This window comes from Halomonas sp. ISL-56 (assembly GCF_018612805.1).
In the GTDB taxonomy this organism is placed as follows: Bacteria; Pseudomonadota; Gammaproteobacteria; order Pseudomonadales; family Halomonadaceae; genus Vreelandella.
Genome location: NZ_JAGGRO010000003.1, coordinates 23507 through 41388, shown reverse-complemented (window position 1 = coordinate 41388; position 17882 = coordinate 23507). Strand labels below are relative to the sequence as shown.

20 protein-coding genes and 1 pseudogene are annotated in these 17882 nt (G+C 57.2%); all 21 read left to right on the top strand.

Features of this window, described 5'->3' with window-relative positions:
• Nucleotides 1-16: 16 nt before the first annotated feature.
• Nucleotides 17-471, top strand: a pseudogene (locus J7J49_RS01180) (MBL fold metallo-hydrolase); the annotation flags it as partial.
• Nucleotides 472-500: 29 nt separating this feature from the next.
• Nucleotides 501-947, top strand: a complete 447-nt coding sequence (locus J7J49_RS01175; RefSeq protein WP_215089561.1) for a YeeE/YedE family protein — start codon at nt 501-503, stop codon at nt 945-947.
• An 11-nt stretch (nt 948-958) separates the two neighbouring features.
• Nucleotides 959-1354 carry a DUF6691 family protein gene (locus J7J49_RS01170; protein ID WP_215089559.1) on the top strand — a complete coding sequence of 132 codons (396 nt, stop codon included), beginning with the start codon at nt 959-961 and terminating at the stop codon, nt 1352-1354.
• Between the two features lie 53 nt (nt 1355-1407).
• Complete coding sequence (locus tag J7J49_RS01165) at nt 1408-2109, top strand: response regulator (protein WP_215089557.1); 702 nt, start codon at nt 1408-1410, stop codon at nt 2107-2109.
• Nucleotides 2106-3425 (top strand): ATP-binding protein, encoded by a 1320-nt coding sequence (locus J7J49_RS01160; protein ID WP_215089555.1) that lies wholly within the window; start codon nt 2106-2108, stop codon nt 3423-3425. Before J7J49_RS01165 ends, J7J49_RS01160 begins: the two co-directional genes overlap by 4 nt.
• Nucleotides 3426-3452: 27 nt before the next feature.
• Complete coding sequence (locus J7J49_RS01155; RefSeq protein ID WP_215089553.1) at nt 3453-4118, top strand: c-type cytochrome; 666 nt, start codon at nt 3453-3455, stop codon at nt 4116-4118.
• Entirely contained in the window at nt 4115-5140 is a 1026-nt protein-coding gene (locus tag J7J49_RS01150; RefSeq protein WP_215089551.1) for a c-type cytochrome, read from the top strand. The genes J7J49_RS01155 and J7J49_RS01150 overlap by 4 nt, the downstream gene beginning before the upstream one ends.
• Nucleotides 5141-5611: 471 nt before the next feature.
• Nucleotides 5612-7069, top strand: coding sequence for a YfcC family protein (locus tag J7J49_RS01145; RefSeq protein WP_215089549.1), 1458 nt, complete (start codon nt 5612-5614; stop codon nt 7067-7069).
• Nucleotides 7070-7117: 48 nt separating this feature from the next.
• Nucleotides 7118-8347, top strand: a complete 1230-nt coding sequence (locus J7J49_RS01140; RefSeq protein ID WP_215089546.1) for an arginine deiminase — start codon at nt 7118-7120, stop codon at nt 8345-8347.
• Nucleotides 8348-8365: 18 nt separating this feature from the next.
• Nucleotides 8366-9367 carry an ornithine carbamoyltransferase gene (locus J7J49_RS01135; RefSeq protein WP_215089545.1) on the top strand — a complete coding sequence of 334 codons (1002 nt, stop codon included), beginning with the start codon at nt 8366-8368 and terminating at the stop codon, nt 9365-9367.
• Nucleotide 9368: 1 nt separating this feature from the next.
• Nucleotides 9369-10292 carry a carbamate kinase gene (arcC, locus tag J7J49_RS01130; protein ID WP_215089543.1) on the top strand — a complete coding sequence of 308 codons (924 nt, stop codon included), beginning with the start codon at nt 9369-9371 and terminating at the stop codon, nt 10290-10292.
• Nucleotides 10289-11680: a F0F1 ATP synthase subunit beta gene (gene atpD, locus J7J49_RS01125; RefSeq protein ID WP_215089541.1), complete on the top strand. Its 1392-nt coding sequence runs from the start codon at nt 10289-10291 to the stop codon at nt 11678-11680. The genes arcC and atpD overlap by 4 nt, the downstream gene beginning before the upstream one ends.
• On the top strand, nt 11677-12087 hold the full coding sequence (locus J7J49_RS01120; protein ID WP_215089539.1) for a hypothetical protein: 411 nt from the start codon (nt 11677-11679) through the stop codon (nt 12085-12087). Before atpD ends, J7J49_RS01120 begins: the two co-directional genes overlap by 4 nt.
• Entirely contained in the window at nt 12084-12392 is a 309-nt protein-coding gene (locus J7J49_RS01115) for an AtpZ/AtpI family protein (RefSeq protein WP_215089537.1), read from the top strand. Before J7J49_RS01120 ends, J7J49_RS01115 begins: the two co-directional genes overlap by 4 nt.
• Nucleotides 12379-12675, top strand: coding sequence for an ATP synthase subunit I (locus tag J7J49_RS01110; protein ID WP_215089535.1), 297 nt, complete (start codon nt 12379-12381; stop codon nt 12673-12675). The genes J7J49_RS01115 and J7J49_RS01110 overlap by 14 nt, the downstream gene beginning before the upstream one ends.
• A complete protein-coding gene (locus J7J49_RS01105) occupies nt 12675-13370 on the top strand; it encodes a F0F1 ATP synthase subunit A (RefSeq protein WP_215089533.1) in 696 nt (231 codons plus the stop codon). Before J7J49_RS01110 ends, J7J49_RS01105 begins: the two co-directional genes overlap by 1 nt.
• Complete coding sequence (locus J7J49_RS01100; RefSeq protein ID WP_215089531.1) at nt 13367-13654, top strand: F0F1 ATP synthase subunit C; 288 nt, start codon at nt 13367-13369, stop codon at nt 13652-13654. The genes J7J49_RS01105 and J7J49_RS01100 overlap by 4 nt, the downstream gene beginning before the upstream one ends.
• Nucleotides 13655-13657: 3 nt before the next feature.
• A complete protein-coding gene (locus J7J49_RS01095) occupies nt 13658-14425 on the top strand; it encodes a F0F1 ATP synthase subunit B family protein (protein WP_215089529.1) in 768 nt (255 codons plus the stop codon).
• Nucleotides 14418-15953 (top strand): F0F1 ATP synthase subunit alpha, encoded by a 1536-nt coding sequence (locus J7J49_RS01090; RefSeq protein ID WP_215089527.1) that lies wholly within the window; start codon nt 14418-14420, stop codon nt 15951-15953. Before J7J49_RS01095 ends, J7J49_RS01090 begins: the two co-directional genes overlap by 8 nt.
• Nucleotides 15937-16827, top strand: coding sequence for a F0F1 ATP synthase subunit gamma (locus J7J49_RS01085; RefSeq protein ID WP_215089526.1), 891 nt, complete (start codon nt 15937-15939; stop codon nt 16825-16827). Before J7J49_RS01090 ends, J7J49_RS01085 begins: the two co-directional genes overlap by 17 nt.
• Nucleotides 16824-17882, top strand: a complete 1059-nt coding sequence (locus J7J49_RS01080) for a cation diffusion facilitator family transporter (protein WP_251048084.1) — start codon at nt 16824-16826, stop codon at nt 17880-17882. Before J7J49_RS01085 ends, J7J49_RS01080 begins: the two co-directional genes overlap by 4 nt.

Here is a 17882-nt window from a genome sequence, read left to right as displayed (position 1 = left end):
CCAATTATAGAGCCATGTGCTGCACAGCCCAGGGCATACGCTCGCCTGTTTACCCTACGTTGTGGGAGATGCGGCCTTTGTTGGCGATACGCTATTTATGCCGGATTATGGCACTGCACGTTGCGACTTCCTGGGCGGCAATGCGCGCACTCTTTATCGCTCTATTCAAAAAGTGCTAACGCTCCCCGAGCAGATGCGGCTGTTCCTTTGCCACGACTACAAAGCCCCTGGCCGTGATACTTTCCAGCATGAAACCAGCGTGGCTGAGCAGATAAACGGTAATGTTCACGTACATAAAGGAATCAGCGAAGACGAGTTTGTAAAAATGCGTACTGAGCGCGATGCCACCTTGGGCATGCCACGGCTCATCATTCCATCGGTACAGGACAGGTCAATTTGTTCGCTGAGGAGATACCTCCTGCAGAAGAGAATGGCACTGTCTACCTTAAATTGCCGATTATTCTTTTCTAACGGTTTAAGTGCGATCTAAGGAGTCACCAGTGGATTGGACAGCAGATGTACAAGGGCTGGTTGGGGGTGTGTTGATCGGGCTTTCCGCTACCTGGTTGATGGCAACGCTTGGTCGAATCGCGGGAATCTTGATTACGCAGCGACCCAAAGGCGATAGCGCTTGGCGAGTAGCTTTTTTGTTAGGACTACTCAGTGGGCCGTTAGTGCTCATGGCGTTAGGTGGTGGTTTAGGCAATGTCGCCGGTAGCCCGGGTGAGGTAATCGGTGCGCCAGCAGGCGGCGTAGGGTTAATGCTGGTGGCCAGTTTGTTGGTTGGGGTAGGCACAGGGCAGGGCAGTGGCTGTACAAGCGGTCATGGTGTATGTGGATTGGGGCGCTTGGCCCCACGCTTCATGGCAGCCACAGGCATGTTTCTTCTGACAGCGCTGGTGACCGTTTATATCTCCCGTCACGTGCTAGGTTTAGGCAGCAACTAATGAATAATCCAATGAATGAATCAGATCAACGTCGTTGGCTGAAAACAGCGGCGGGCTATGCAGCGGGGCTGCTTTTCGGCCTTGGCTTGGCTATTTCAGGCATGACTGATACTGCACAAGCAGTAGGGTTTCTAGACGTGGCGGGTGTCTGGGATCCAATGCTGATGTTTGTATTGGGCGGGGCCGTCATCACCACCTTTATCGGCTATCGGCTGGTATTGAAGCGTCCGGCCCCCTTGTTGGGTGGCGTCTTTCAGTTGCCTACCAAGCGGGAGTTAGACGCGAAGTTGTTAGGGGGCGCTGCTCTGTTTGGCATCGGCTGGGGGCTTTCTGGCTACTGTCCAGGGCAGGTGATTGCCATGCACACACCCTTGCCATCACAGCAAGAGCATTTTTATTTGTCTTAACGCTGGGTTAATGCCCATCAGCCATGCTGATGGGTAATGAATAGGAAACCGCTATGCACGTTTTGTTGATTGAAGATGACCCGCTGGTCGCTTCGGGTATTCGCGCTGGATTAATGACCTTCGATTTTGTAGTAGATCACGTCTACACGGTGAGCGCTGCCCGTCAGGCGATGCGAACGGTGACCAGTGATGTGGTCATTCTTGATCGCGGATTGCCCGATGGCGATGGTCTTCAATTGTTGGCCGAGTGGCGCGAGCAGGGCAACGACGTTCCCGTGCTGGTGTTAACCGCTAGGGATGCGGTGCGTGACCGCGTGGATGGGCTGCAGGGCGGCGCCGATGACTACTTGGTGAAACCTTTTGATTTAGATGAGCTGGTAGCACGTTTGCATGCTTTGCTTCGCCGAGTAGCAGGGCGCAGTAGCGGCCTGATTGCCCACGGAGCACTCTGCTTAGATCCAACGGCTCGGGAGGTCTACATCGATGAACAGCTGATTATGCTGTCTCGCCGAGAGCTGGTGCTCCTTGAAACCTTCCTGCAATCGCCACGCAGCGTCCTTTCAGCCGACCAGCTCAAAGATAGCCTTTATGGTATGAACGACGATGTGGAGAGCAATGCGCTGAATGTGCATATCCACCACCTGCGGCGCAAGCTGGGTAGCGGCGTGATAGAGACAGTGCGAGGGCTTGGCTATCGATTGGGCAAACCCGAATCGGTACATGCGGCTGGTTCGCCCTACAAGGGCCAGCTATGAGTTTACGCGCGCGCTTGCTGCTGACTCTGGGATTAACGTTGGCCCTGCTTTGGGGTGTGGCGGCGGCGTGGCTGATGCGCGACCTGGAAGAGAAGTTTGTGGAAACCCTGGATCAGCGCTTAGCGCAGTCGGCAAGAATGGTGGCCGGGTTAGTCCTGCAATTGCCGTTTGACGTATGGGAGGATGCCGAGCACCCGGTGCTGTCTATTCCACCCATTGAGGGGCTGGCCTGCCAAGTGCACTCGCCCCAAGGCGAAATCATGGCGCGCACCCATGCCGATATGGACGCTATTCTCGCCCCGGGAGAGGGCGGCCACACTTATCGCCAGGCAGGCGACGTGACTTGGCGGGTATTTACCTACGAGCGCGGTGGCATCGTGATTACCACAGCTGATCGTATGGATGAGCGCGATATGCTGCTCAGCGGCGTTATACGCATGACCGTGGTGCCCTTTATTGTAGCGCTGGTAGGCAGCATGTTTGCGCTTTGGCTGGGGGTTTGGCGTGGATTAGCACCGCTAACACGGCTGCGCGAATCGCTGGCCAATCGCCACCCCGATGCAATGGCCCCGGTCGCTACCTATGGCTTGCCTAAAGAGATTCGTCCGCTAATTGAAACCTTAAATACGCTTCTTGAGCGTGTACAGCAAACCATTATCCGTGAGCAGCGCTTTACAAACGATGCCGCCCACGAACTGCGCACACCGCTTACTGCGATCAAAACCCACCTGCAAGTGGCTCGCCGGGTCGAAAGGCAGGCCGCAATAACATCGCTCAACTATGCTGAAGAGGGCGTGGTGCGGTTGAGCTCAACCCTTGACCAGCTGCTCACGCTGGCACGTGTAGAGGGGCGTGTGCGCTTTGATGATGGGGAGGCTAGCCGCGTCGCAGATGTGGCCGAGCACGCCCTGGCGGATAGCCAGCACAACAAGTCAGCCCGCTTTGTAGTGTCGCCCCATTGGCCCGATGTCGCCCTTGCGATGCCCCGCGAATTGGCCATCACCGCGCTGCGTAATTTGCTCGATAACGCTATTAACCATGGGCCCGCCGATGCCCCCATTACCTTTGATGCGCAGTGGGAGCCAGGGGAGCGACATCTTACCTTTCGCGTTAGTGACCAAGGCCCAGGTGTTGATGGCGCGACGCTTGAGCAATTAACGCAGCGATTCTGGCGCGCCAGTAAACAGCAGGGCAGTGGACTGGGGTTAGCCATTGTGGCTGCTATCGCCGAACGCTTTGGTGGCGAAGTGACATTTGTCAGCCCTGCTGAAGGTGGTTTTATCGCCCGCCTGGTGGTGCCAGTGGCTGGTAGCTAACAACGAAAACGCAAGGGAGAAACCGAGATGAATAAAAAATACTTAAGCAGGTTTGGCCTACTGATAGGGATTAGCTTAGTCACTGGAGGCGCGCTGGCGCAGCAGGGTGACGCGGAGCGAGGCCAGGCTGCAGCGGCTACCTGCACAGCCTGTCATCAGGCCGATGGCAGCGGTATGAATGTGCCCAATGGTGAGTCATGGCCGCGCTTAGCGGGGCTGAATGCCGACTATATCGCTAAGCAGTTGCACGATTTTAAAGCTGGGAAGCGTCAAAATGCGACCATGGTGACGTTTGCCAATATGCTTGACGATCAGCAAATAGCCGATGTTGCCGAATACTATAGCCAAATGCCGGTAACGCCGGGGCAAGGAGGCGATGAGGCCGACGAGGCGCTGTTGGCGCGTGGTCAGCAGCTTGCCGAACATGGCGATTGGAACGCCTATATTGTTTCCTGCCAAAGCTGCCACGGGCCCGGTGGTACGGGCGTTGGCAGCACCTTCCCTGGTGTCGCCAGCCAGCATGCTGGCTATATCAGCGCTCAGTTGACGGCGTGGAAAAACGAGACACGCAGCAACGACCCGCAGAATCTCATGGGGGCCATTGCCAAACGCATGAGCGATAACGATATTCAGGCGGTGTCTGCCTGGTATGCCACGCAGCCCGGTTCAGAAGAACAGGAGACAGCACAATGACCATCTGTCGTCGCCCCCTCGTCATAGCACTGTCCGGCTGCTCGCTTGCTTTCGGTGTCGGTATCAGTATTTATGCCACCAGTGCCTTTGCCCAGTCAGAAGAGCGGCCAGACGCTGCGCTGAATATGCTTGTCCACGAGCCGCCTACAATGGAAGACCTTGAGAATTCCGAACTTCATCCGGAACTGAAAAAAGTCATCCGCTATGGGCACGATTTATTCACCAATACCCAGCAGCTGCGTGGTGAGAACGTGTTTAATGATATGAACTGCTCAAGCTGCCATTTGGGCGAAGGGCGGGTGCCGTTCAGCGCGCCGGTGTGGGCCGCGGCCATCACGCTGCCGGATTTTCGTGGTAAAAACCAACATGTGAATAACTTGGAAGAGCGTATTGCAGGCTGCTTTGCTTACTCCATGAACGGCGTGCCGCCGGAGTATGGCAGCGATGAAATGCTGGCGCTAAGCGCCTACCATCAGTGGCTGGCCACCGGTGCGCCGATGTATCCAGACAAACCGATCTATGGGCGTGGCTTCCCCGCACCGGATGAGCCAGCTGAAGAGCCCGACTACGCTAGAGGCGAAGCGGCTTACCAGCAAAACTGTTCGATATGTCATCAGGAGGATGGCTCGGGCCACTATGAAAACGGCGAATACGTATTTCCAGCCCCGTGGGGTGACGGCTCTAATAATTGGGGAGCGGGAATCGCGCGGGTAGAAACCATGGCGGGCTTTATTTACCAAAATATGCCGCTTGGTCAGCCGCGGTCACTCAGCGATCAAGATACTTGGGATATTGCTTACTACATAAGCAGCCAAGAGCGCCCCCAAGATCCCCGCTATACGGGCGATGTCGCCGAGACAGCCGAGCTCTTTGGCCCGACCTTCCATAACCGCTCACTGTATGGGCAAACCCGCAAACACGATGGCCATGTACTCGGTGACCACGACAACTTCGGGGAGAAGGGCGACATTAAACCCTGGAACGTCGGCATGCCGCGGTTTGAAAACCTTTCCGAGGAGTAATCTAAGGAGAAGAATTTAGCATTGAGGAGGCCGCTTTAGCAAAGTTCCGCGTAAACCCTCGCCCGATTGAGGGCGGGGATACAAGCGGGCAGCGTGATAGCGCTGCTGGACTGGACGACCACACAAAGTGCTAAATTTTCTGAACGGTAAATAAATAGGTTGGGCTCGTGTTTCCACACAAAGTGCTAAAAAGCTTAAAGTAGATTCTAGAATATTGGGTCGCGTTCGGTTTCCACGCAAAGATCATCGCATCTAGGCCGCGCTGAACATAGATCGCCACTCATGCCACTTGAAGCTTTTGTGGCCAGTTAAAATTTTCTCTATTGCAACTCCGGAAAAGTCTTCTTGAACTATACTTTTGTCATGGTGGCCTGAACCAGTGCGTGCAGCGCCTGAGGATGTGTTCAGCCTATCTTGAGGTTCTCGAAAAGGACTTGTCTCCACAGGGCGATCAAGGACAGGAGAAGCATCGTGACTGAAGACGAAAAACCGCCAGCAAGCCCCGAAAACCCCGAGAACGATCTTGCCTCGCGGTTCCCCACCGCTTACACCATTCTTTTCTGCCTGATTGTGCTGGTTGCGGCTCTGACCTGGGTGATCCCTGCAGGGCAATATGAACGGACCATGAACGAAGAGGTGGGCCGGGAAGTCGCCGTGTCCGGCACCTATCAAACCGTTGACCCAAACCCCCAGGGCTTTGCTGAGGTGATGCTGGCCCCAACGGCTGGTTTCTATAATCCCGACAGTTACGCAGCCAATGCCATCGATGTTGCGCTGTTTGTGCTTTTTCTGGGCGGTTTTCTCGGGGTGATGAATGCAACCGGTGCCATCGACACCGGTATTCGCAGCGCCATGCGTCATCTAGAAGGCCGTGAGATCTGGATGATCCCTATCCTGATGACGCTGTTTGCCCTGGGTGGAACAACCTACGGCATGGCCGAAGAAACGCTGGCGTTTTACGCCATTCTGATCCCCGTCATACTCGCAGCCGGATACGACGCGGTTACTGGTGTCGCTATAATTTTGATCGGTGCCGGGATTGGCGTGCTGGGTTCCACCATCAACCCTTTCGCTACCGTGATTGCGGCGAATGCGGCAGGTATTCCGTTCACAGACGGTATTGTATTGCGATTTATTCTGCTAATCGGTGGTCTGCTGATCTGTGTCGGCTATGTCATGCGTTACGCTCATCGTGTAAAGGCGGATCCTTCACTGTCTGTGGTGGCAAAGCAATGGCCAGCGCACAAGAAGCTGTTTCTGCTGGAGGATGATGGCGAGTTCCACAGCGCTAAACTGACAACCATCCAGATTGTGGCCCTGATTATCTTTGCCATGACCTTTGCCGTGATGATCTGGGGGGTGTCCTCGCAGGGTTGGTGGATGGCGCAGATGGGGGCTCTTTTCTTCGGCGCCGCGATTGTGATTGGCCTCATAGCCCGCTTGGGCGAAAAGAAACTAACTGGCAGCTTTGTCGATGGCGCCCGGGATTTGCTCGGCGTTGCCTTGGTGGTGGGCCTTGCCCGTGGCATCGTGGTAATCATGGAGCAGGGCATGATTGCCGATACCATTCTGCACAGCGCGGAAACGTCGCTGGGTGGTCTGCCGGAGCTGGCGTTCATCAACATGATGTTCTGGATTGAGGTCGGCATGAGCTTCTTTGTACCGTCGTCTTCCGGCCTGGCGGTTTTGTCCATGCCGATTCTAGCACCGCTGGCGGATTTCGCGAATGTGGGGCGTGATCTGGTGGTCACCGCCTACCAGTCTGCCAACGGTCTGGTAAACCTGATCAACCCCACCTTTGCGGTTGTGGTTGGCGGGCTTGCCATCGGACGGGTGTCCTATGATCGCTGGCTCGCGTTTATCTGGCCCTTGCTGCTCATTTTGACGGTGTTTATCAGCGTGATCATCAGCGTCGGGACAATCTTGTGAAACCCGTTGCGAACCACGCTGTGAACCCTGGACAAAAGGAGTTTTGTCATGTCTGAACAGAGCCTTGGAGTGCACTCTGAAACCGGAACCCTGCGGCAGGTCATTGTCTGTCGGCCGGGCCTGGCCCACCGGCGGTTAACGCCGTCGAACTGCGATGCCCTGCTGTTTGACGACGTGTTCTGGGTGAAGCAGGCACAGAAAGACCATGATGTGTTTTCGGATCTGATGCGTGCTCGGGGTATTGAGGTCTTGGACGTTAATGAGTTGCTGGCGGAAACGCTGATGATTTCCAAAGCGCGCAAATGGATACTCGATCATCGTATTACCTGGAACGAAATCGGTGTCGGGATGGTTTCGGACCTCCGTGCCTGGATGGATGAACTATCGGGGCCGCAGCTGGCTGAGTTCCTTATTGGTGGTCTGGAAGTGGCGGATCTACCATTTGATCCTGTCGGGCTGTTTGGCAACCATCTTGGCCATTACGGCTTTGTGTTGCCGCCCCTTCCAAACTTCCTGTTCACCCGCGACAACAGCGCCTGGATCTATGGTGGCGTGACTCTGAATCCCATGTATTGGCCCGCGCGGAAACCTGAAACCCTGCTTATGGCGGGCATCTACAAATTTCACTCTAAATTCACCGGTAAGGTCAATGTACATTGGGGCGACCCCTTGAAGGATCACGGTCTTGCTTCGCTGGAGGGTGGAGATCTCATGCCGGTGGGTAATGGCGTCGTACTGGTGGGCATGGGCGAACGCTCGTCTCCTCAGGCCATTGGCCAGCTGGCGAAGTCGCTCTTTGAAAGCGGCACGGCCGAGCGTGTGGTTGCCTGCCAGATTCCCAAATCCCGGTCAGCCATGCATCTGGATACTGTCTTTACCTTCTGTGGCGGCAACGTGGTCACGACCTTCAAGGAAGTGGCCGATGAAATGGTCTGCTTTGACCTGCGCCCCGGTGAGGGCAAGAAACATCTCGCTTTTCGACAGGATCCCCGCCCGTTGTTTGAAGTAGTGGCGGACGTACTGGGTTATCAGGCGCTGGAGATTGTTCCCACTGGCGGTAATGACCCGGCGGAGCGAGAGCGCGAGCAGTGGAACGATGGTAACAACGTTCTGGCGCTGAGCCCGGGAGTCGTTATTGGCTATGATCGCAACGACGATACTAACGCCGCCCTGGCCGCAGCAGGCATCGAGGTTCTGGCAATACCCGGCGCCGAGTTGGGCCGGGGCCGGGGCGGCGGCCGATGCATGAGCTGCCCAACCATCAGGGATTCTGTTTGACAGCGGAGGAGAAGGTCTATGGCTTTTAATCTCAAGAACCGACATTTTCTGACGCTGCGGGATTTTACGCCGCTCGAAATCAGTTTTCTGCTGAAGCTGTCTGCAGACCTTAAAACCGCCAAGTACGCGGGCACGGAGGTGCCAAGGCTGAAAGGCAAGGATATTGCGCTGATCTTCGAGAAGAATTCCACGCGAACCCGGGTTGGGTTCGAAGTGGCCGCGTATGACCAGGGCGCGCGGGTGACCTATCTGGGGCCAACGGGCACCCACATTGGCCACAAAGAATCGGTAAAAGACACCGCGCGGGTGCTTGGGCGAGTCTACGATGCCATTGAGTATCGAGGCTTCGGGCAGTCGATTGTGGAGGAACTGGCGCAGTACGCTGGCGTGCCGGTCTACAACGGCCTGACCAACGAGTTCCATCCGACCCAGATCCTGGCGGATTTCCTGACCATGCAGGAACAGGTGGAAAAGCCGCTGCGGGACGTGGCCTATGTGTTTATTGGTGATGCGGCCAACAACATGGGCGATAGCCTGCTGATCGGTGGTGCCAAAATGGGCATGGATGTACGTTTATGCGCGCCTCAGATCTGCTGGCCGAAGCAGACCGTGCAGGACGAGGCAAAAGCGCTGGCGGCAGAAACCGGCGCCCGTATCACCATTACCGAGGACATTGACTCTGCCGTCGCTGGAGTTGATTTCGTCTATACCGATGTCTGGGTCTCAATGGGGGAGCCAGAAGAGAAGTGGGCCGAACGCATCAAACTGTTGATGCCTTACCAGGTCAATGCAGCCCTGATGGCGAAAACCGGCAATCCCCGGGTGCGATTCATGCACTGTTTGCCGGCCTTCCACAACACCGAGACGGTGGTGGGTAAAGAGCTTCAGAAAACCCATGGCATTGATGCCATGGAGGTGACTGACGAGGTGTTCGAAAGCCCGGCCTCCATTGTTTTTGATCAGGCCGAAAACCGGATGCATACCATCAAGGCCGTCCTCGTGGCGACCCTGGGAGACTGACATGCTGGTGGTCGCAGCCTTGGGTGGTAACGCCCTTCTAAAACGAGGCGAGCCGCTGACCGCGGTGATCCAGCGCAACAATGTGAAAACGGCGGCGCTGTCGCTAGCGGACGTCGTCCGGGCCGGGCATGACCTGGTGATCACCCACGGCAACGGGCCGCAGGTGGGTCTGCTGGCTTTACAGGGGGCGTCCTACAAGCCCGATGAAGCCTACCCGCTGGATGTTCTGGGTGCGGAAACCGAGGGCATGATCGGCTACATGATCGAACAGGAATTGGAGAATGCCTTGGAGCATGACCGGCCTGTCGCGACTTTGCTTACGCAAGTGGTGGTGGATCCGAAAGATCCGGCCTTTGCCAAGCCGACCAAGTTTGTCGGGCCGGTCTATGCGCGTGAAGAGGCTGAGCGCCGGGCGGCCGGTGCGGACTGGAGCATTGCGCCTGACGGTGACAAGTGGCGAAGAGTCGTACCTTCTCCCAAACCCCTGGAGATACCGGATCTGCGAGTACTGCAGTTACTGCTGGAGCAGGGGGTGGTGGTGGTGTGTACCGGCGGTGGCGGAATACCGGTGCTGCGCCGGGATGATGGCAGCCTGGTGGGCGTTGAAGCGGTCATCGACAAGGACGCTGCCAGCGCATTGTTGGCCAGAAAACTGGGGGCGGATGCGCTACTCCTGTTGACCGATGTGGATGCCGTCTACCGGGACTTTGGCACCGATCAGGCGACGCCCGTTTCCGTATTGACGGTGGCCGAGGCGCGAGCACTGGATATGCCCGCCGGCTCCATGGGCCCCAAGCTCCTGGCCGCCTGTGAATTTGCGGAGGCCGGTGGGCTCAGTGGCATTGGCCGGCTGCAGGACGCCGTTGCCATACTTGAGGGATCGGCAGGCACGCGCGTGTCTGCCGGGAAACGGCTGCTGCCATGAGCCAGCATAAGGTGGACGCGCCTCCGGGGCTTAGTACCGGTACCATCGTTGCCATCAGGGGCGGTGTGGTGAGCGCCCGCTTTCCTGAAGAGCGGGTGCCCCAGATTCATGAGCTTTTGTACGCCGACAAGATTGGCCTGGAGGTGGCTGCACTCGAGGACAAGGGCGTAGTCCGTTGCATGGCATTGGCTCCGGTGAAGGGGCTGGGATTGGGAATGCCGGTTCGGGCGACCGGTTCTTCAATTACCGTGCCGGTCGGTGATGCAATACTGGGGCGCATGCTGAATGTTTTTGGTGAGCCTGTGGATAACAAACCGGTGCTGGCCACTAGTGAGCGCCGCGCCATTCATCAGTTGCCCCCCTTACTGGAAGACCGGGTGGTTCGCAGTCAGATTCTGGAAACTGGCATCAAAGCCATTGATCTGTTGTCCCCCATTGAGCGCGGTGGCAAAACCGGGCTGTTTGGTGGCGCCGGGGTGGGCAAAACGGTACTGATTACCGAGTTGATCAATAACACTGTGCAGCAGCACAAGGGCGTCAGCCTGTTCTGTGGCATTGGCGAACGGTCACGGGAGGCGGAAGAGCTCTACCGGGAAATGGGCGAGGCTGGCGTGCTCGATAACACCGTTATGCTGTTCGGGCAGATGAATGAAGTACCGGGTGTCCGGTTCCTGATTGGAAAAACCGCGTTGACCATGGCGGAATATTTCCGCGATGAACAACACCGGGATGTGTTGTTGCTCATCGACAATATTTTCCGCTTTGTCCAGGCCGGCTCTGAAGTGTCGGGGCTGCTGGGGCGCATGCCTTCGCGGGTTGGCTATCAGCCGACCCTGGCTACTGAGCTGGCCGAGTTGGAGGAAAGAATCACCTCAACCCGCAGTGCCGCCATTACCTCGGTTCAGGCCGTTTATGTACCGGCCGACGATTTCACCGATCCTGCCGCCGCCCATATTTTCTCCCATTTGTCCGGTTCTGTGGTGCTGTCACGAAAACGCGCCAGCGAAGGTTTGTACCCGGCAATAGATCCACTGGCGTCCTCTTCGGTCATGCTCACGCCTTCCGTGGTTGGGCAGAGACATTACGACATCGCCCGGGCGGTGCGTCGCACTCTAGCGGAATACGAAGAGCTGCGGGACATCATCGCCATGCTGGGCATTGAGGAGCTGTCGGCCGCTGACCGAATGACGGTTGCCCGCGCCCGCCGGCTGGAACGTTTCCTGACCCAGCCATTTTTCACCACCGCGGCCTTTACCAGAACCGAAGGCCAGCGTGTAACCATCTCAGAGACACTTGACGGCTGTGAAACCCTTCTGGAGCAGACGAAGTTCGACCAGAACGAAAGCGAGTACTACATGATCGGCGCACTGCCTGAGGTGGTGGTATGACAATGGCTGTGGAGATGGAAGTCTGCCTCAGGCTGCCCACCCGTGTGCTGTATCAGAGTTCGGCTCGAAAGCTGTTTGCCGTGGCGGAAAACGGCGCCTTCGGTATGTTGCCTAATCACATTGATTTTGTCACCTCGCTGGTGCCGTCGGTGCTGATTCTGACCCTGGCCGATGGCAGTGAGCAGATCTTCGGGATCGACGAGGGCATTCTGGTAAAAAAAGGCCACAAGGTTGATATCGCAATCCGGCGGGGTGTCCGGGGTGAGGATCTCGGCTCGTTGCAGGAAAGCGTCCGGAGGAACTTTATTGAGGTGGATGATGATGAACGCGTTGCCCGATCGGCACTGTCCCGACTGGAGGCCGGCATGGTGCGCCGCTTTGCCGACCTGCAGCGGCCCAAGCCATGAGCCCCCAACGCAAATCACCGGAGGACGATATCGGTCGTCGGGCACAGCGCCTGAAGAAGACCCGGGAAAATGCCGGTGTGAGTCCGCTGCGCGGTTTAGGCGTGTTCGGCATGATCGGCTGGTCTGTAGCGGTTCCGACCGCTGGTGGCGCTTTTCTCGGGCTTTGGCTGGATCGCACCATACCCCAGAATTTTCCTTGGGTTCTGGCTCTGATTCTAGGGGGAGTGACCTTAGGTAGCTTTATTGCCTGGGCCTGGATCGGCAGAGAAAGCGCGGAAGAGGAGGATAGTCATGATGATCATTGACTGGCCGGGCGCGCTTATGGGCTTTGGTGTCGGAGTGGCTGTGAGCGTTGTGTATTTTGCCGGCCTGGCCATGAGCGTGCGTGCGGCATTGATCTCATCGCGGCCCGCTGCGGTGCTTTTGACCAGTGCTGTGTTGCGTATCGGCTTGCTGTTAGCCGTCGGGTGGCTGGTGACTGACGGCGCTACTCTGGCCTGGGCATTTGCAGGCTACGGGGTGGCGTTTTTTTTGGTGCGCTTTCTGGCCACCTTACTGGCGCGCATGCCGCGCCCGGAAGATATCTGATGGAACTGACGCCAGATCAAGTAACGCTGTTCACGGTCTGGGGGATTGGGATCAACGAGACGGTCGCCTATGCCTGGGTCGTGATGATTTTACTGACGGTTGCATCCGTTGTGATTACCCGCAATTTGCGGCCGGATGTACCGCCGAATCGCTGGCGTACCACCCTCGAAGTGATTGTGACGGCCATCCAGAGCCAGATTGAGGAAATCTCACCGCGCGCCTCCCGCCATGTGCTTTATTTTTCCGGGACATTGTTCCTCTTCATAGCGCTTTCGAACCTGCTGTTGGTGGTTCCGGGCTTCACCCCGCCCACGGCCTCGCTCTCAACCACCGCTGCTCTGGCGTTGTCGGTATTGATTGCCGTGCCGCTGTTCGGTATTACCCAACAGGGCATTCGTGGTTATCTGAAAACCTACGTCCAGCCCTCCGTCATCATGCTGCCATTCAATATCATCAGTGAGTTCTCGCGCGGCATATCACTGGCCATCCGTCTGTATGGCAACGTCATGAGCGGTGCGGTGATTGCAGGCATTCTGCTGGGTATCGCCCCGTTCTTTTTCCCGGTGGTGATGGACGTGCTCGGATTGCTGACGGGTCTGATCCAGGCCTACATATTTGCCATCCTGGCAACCGTTTATATTTCATCGGCAACAACCGCCGTTGGCAAACCCTTGCACAAGGAGAAAGACAAATGACTGACCTTGCACTGATTGCCGCAGTCTCGATTCTAACCGCTGGCCTGACCGTGTCTTTTGGCGCTATTGGGCCTGCTCTGGGAGAGGGCAGGGCCGCAGCGGCGGCTCTTGCCGCCATCGCTCAGCAGCCGGACTCGGCATCGTCACTATCGCGAACCCTGTTCGTCAGCCTGGCAATGATTGAGTCCACAGCCATCTATTGTTTTGTGGTGGCGATGATCGTCCTGTTTGCCAATCCATTCTGGGATCAGGCTTTGCAGGCCGCCCAGTTGGCGGCAGGTTGAACCATGGCTATTGACTGGGTCACGGTGGCGGCGCAGATCGGCAATTTCCTGGTGTTGGTCTGGTTGCTAAAACGCTTTCTGTATAAGCCGATCCTGAACGGTATCGATGCCCGGGAAGCCGAAATCGCATCGCAAATGGGTGAGGCGGAAGTTGCGCAAAAAAAGGCTGTCGCCGCCGAAGCGGAGTTTCTGGAACAAAAGCAGAGACTGCTGGCCGATAATACTGCCCATGCCGAGCAGATTCGTGAGCAGGCCGAACAAGAAAAAGAGGCCCTGTTGACCGCCACTCGCAAGAGGCTGGAACAGGAAAAGCAGGACTGGCAGGCCCACTTGGGGGCGGAACAACAGGCTTTTACCAGAGAGTTGCACCTGGCCAGCGCCGACACTCTCTATCAACTGCTTCGACGGGCACTTCGTGATCTGGCGGATGAGGATCTGGAAGAGCAAATTGCCCTGAATGTGATGAGCAAGCTGAAGCCTCTGGCTCAGGAACTTACCTCCGCCGCTGGCCGTGCGGAACAGGCCATTGCAACGACCCAAGCGCCTTTGCCGGAGAACACGCAGAAAACGCTTAGGGCCTCACTGGAACGTCTGGCCCCAGGCCTTGCCCTGAGTTTTATTTCGGATACCCGTCAGTCTCCGGGTCTGATCTTGCGCATTGGCAGTATCCAGGTGGCCTGGACGGTTGATAGCTATACCGACGAACTGGTCGGCTTGCTGGCCAATCGGCTGGCTGCCGGCGGTTCCGGCAGGGTACATAACCATGGCTGAAGGAGTGGAATTGACCGCAGCGAAGACGTTTATTAGTGCTGTTCTGGACAGTCCGGCACCCTCGCTAGCGCTGACTGAAGTGGGCACGGTTACCGAGGTGGGTGATGGGATTGCCGTGGTGTCAGGTCTTGCCCGCGCTCTGGCCGATGAGCTGCTGATCTTCGCCTCGGGTGTTCGGGGTGTGGTGCTGGATCTGGAACCAGGCCGGCTGGGGGTTATCCTGCTTGGCCCTTCGCAGTTGGTCAGTTTTGGCGAGGATGTCTGGCGCACACACAAAGTGTTCAGTGTGCCGGTCGGGCCGGGCCTCATCGGCCGTATTGTGGACGCGACCGGGGAGCCCAGGGATGGCAAAGGTACGGTAGCATCGACGGCAGAACGACCGGTGGAAGCCAGTGCCCCGGGTATACTGAGCCGTGCACCGGTCACCCGCCCTTTGGCTACCGGTATCAAGGCCATTGATGGTGCGGTACCGGTGGGGCTGGGCCAGCGCGAATTGATAATCGGTGACCGGCAAACCGGAAAAACCTCCCTTGCCATCGATACCATCCTCAACCAGTCTCGCTCGGATGTGCTGAGTATCTATTGCGCCATCGGCCAGCGTGGAGACGCGGTGGCGAGGGTTATTGAAACCCTGCAGCAAAGTGGTCAGATTGCCAACACCCTTGTGGTTGCGGCCGGCGATGAAGAGGCTCCCGGTCTGGCCTACATTGCCCCATATGCGGCCATGACCATGGCGGAATACTTTTCAAATCAGGGGCGGGATGTATTGGTTGTACTGGACGACCTGACGCACCATGCTCGCTCTTATCGCGAACTGTCACTATTGCTGCGCCGCCCGCCAGGCCGGGAAGCCTTCCCAGGGGATATATTCTATGTGCACGCGCGGCTGCTAGAGCGGGCTGGTCAGTTTACCCCGGAAGCTGGGGGCGGCTCCATCACCGCGTTACCCGTGGTAGAGACCCAGGCGGAAAACCTGTCTGCTTATATCCCGACCAATTTGATTTCGATTACCGACGGTCAGATTTATTTGTCACCGAGACTGGTGCGCAAAAATCAGTTCCCAGCGGTGGATATCGGGTTGTCGGTGTCGCGGGTCGGCGGTAAGGCCCAGCACCGGGCCTTCCGGGATGTGGCGGGCAACCTGCGGGTCACGCTTTCCCAGTTTGAAGAGCTGGAAGATTTTGCCCGTTTTGGTACCCGCCTGGATGACAACACCCGGGCCCGCCTGAAACGCGGAGCTGCCGTGCGTGCCGCGTTGCGCCAGCCCGAGCGGGATCCGGTGCCTGCCGTGGAGCAGCTGTTGATCCTGATGGCCGCGATGGAGGGGTTGTTCGACGACCTGTCCGAAAACGAGATCGTTACTGCTATGGCGAGGATGCGCAAAGGTGTTGGGGACTCCCTTAAAGACGTTGCTGAGAGCATCGGGCAAAACCGTCCGTTGGAGGAAGACCAAAAGGCAACCATCCTGAAAGTGGCTCGCACTGCACTCAAGTTGCCTGGAGAAGATACCCATGGCCCAGACGCTTGAAGTCCTGTCCCGCCGCACGGCTACGCTCACCAGCATTCGCGGCATTGTTCACACCATGAAGATCATGTCTGCGATCAATGCAGTGCCTTATGAACATGCTGCGCAAGCCGTTGAATCCTATCACCAGACCGTACTGAGCGGTCTCCGGGCATTTGTTGCCAAAACTGAACCCATTACCATGCCTGTCGTTGCGCAGGCGAAACAGATCCTGGTGGTGTTTGGTTCTGACCACGGCTTGTGTGGTAATTACAACGAGGTGCTTGCCGCGCGAGCAAAGACCGAGGCGGCAAAGGTAGAGAGCGGCGTGCGGGTATTGTGCGTCGGCGTACGCATGAATGATGCCCTCAGCGACCAGGGGCTCAAGCCCGAAGTTACCCTTTTGCCCCCGGCGTCGGCTGACGGCATCGGGCGTTTAGCGAGTGACATAGTCACGCAGTTGGACGAAATCGGGGGCGACGATGTGCACAATCGGATTGCTGTGACCCTGCTGTTCACCCAGCGAGCAGGGACGGGTCAGCGCGAACCGATGGTGAACCCGTTGTTGCCGTTGGCACCCTCGCTGTTGTCGGCTCCGGCCAAGACCGGCTGGAAATCCCGATCCCTCCCCAGCTATACCATGCAAGCAACGCCGTTGTTCTCGGCGCTACTGCGTAACCATATTTTTGCCAGCGTCTTTAGCGCCTCGGCGGAAGCTATGGTCACTGAGAACGCGGCCAGGCTTGCACTGATGCAGCAGGCGGAACAGGCCGTCGATGAGCGCCTTGAGGAGGTCGGCGGGCAGTTCAGGCTGATGCGTCAGGATGAGATTACCAACGAACTCATGGACATTATTATCGGGTTTGAGGCGCTGAAAAAGAAGTCACCAACGTTTTGAGAAAACCAGGAGGCGTTCAGCGGGTTACACTATTATTATCGTCTGTCCCGCTGAACGACAAGCCCTGGCAGCCTCTGGCCGAGGGCGAAATACTTGCCATTGAGGCGGGTAAAAATTGTCGCCCGGATCTGTTTACCTTCAAGGATCAAAAACTGATGGCGCACGATCATGATCACGCACCCCGCAATTTCGGTCGGGCCTTTGTGATCGGCATAACGCTGAACGTCACGTTTGTGGTGATCGAGGTCTTTTACGGCTGGCAGGCCGGTTCTCTTGCTCTGCTGGCAGATGCCGCCCATAACCTAAGTGATGTAGGTGGCTTGCTGCTGGCTTGGGCCGCGTTTGGTGCTGCGCAACTGCACCCCAATATGCGTCACAGCTATGGCTGGAGAAAAGGTTCGATCCTGGCCAGCTTTGTCAACGCGGTGATACTGCTGGTCGCCATGGGTTATCTGGCGTGGGAAGCGATTGAACGTATGCAAACACCCTCTCCGGTGGCGGCGGTCACGGTTATGGTGGTTGCGGGGATTGGTGTAGTGATCAACTCAGTGACCGCCTGGCTGTTTCTGGCTGGCAGCAAGGACGATCTTAATATCCGCGGCGCCTTTATGCATATGGCGGCCGATGCCCTGGTATCCCTGGGTGTGGTGATCGTTGGTGTGTTTTATCTGTGGCTGGGCTGGGACTGGATTGACCCGGTCATGAGCCTGGCGATCGCTGTGGTGGTCGTAGCAGGCACCTGGTCGCTGTTCCGTCGATCGCTGCATTTACTATTTGACGGCGTACCGGAAGAAATTGATCTGGCGGAGGTGCAAGCGGCACTGCTGAAATTGCCCGGGGTGGTGTCTGTGCACGACCTCCACGTCTGGGCCATGAGCACCAGTGACAATGCCATCACTGCTCACTTGGTCATGGCGGACGGAGACATCGGCCATGACCAGTTGCTGATGCAGGCGACAGAGATGCTGCAAGAACGTTTTGAAATCCGTCACACGGTGTTGCAGCCCGAAAGCGAGACTTACGCGGCAAACTGTCCCACCGCTTGCGGCTGCTAG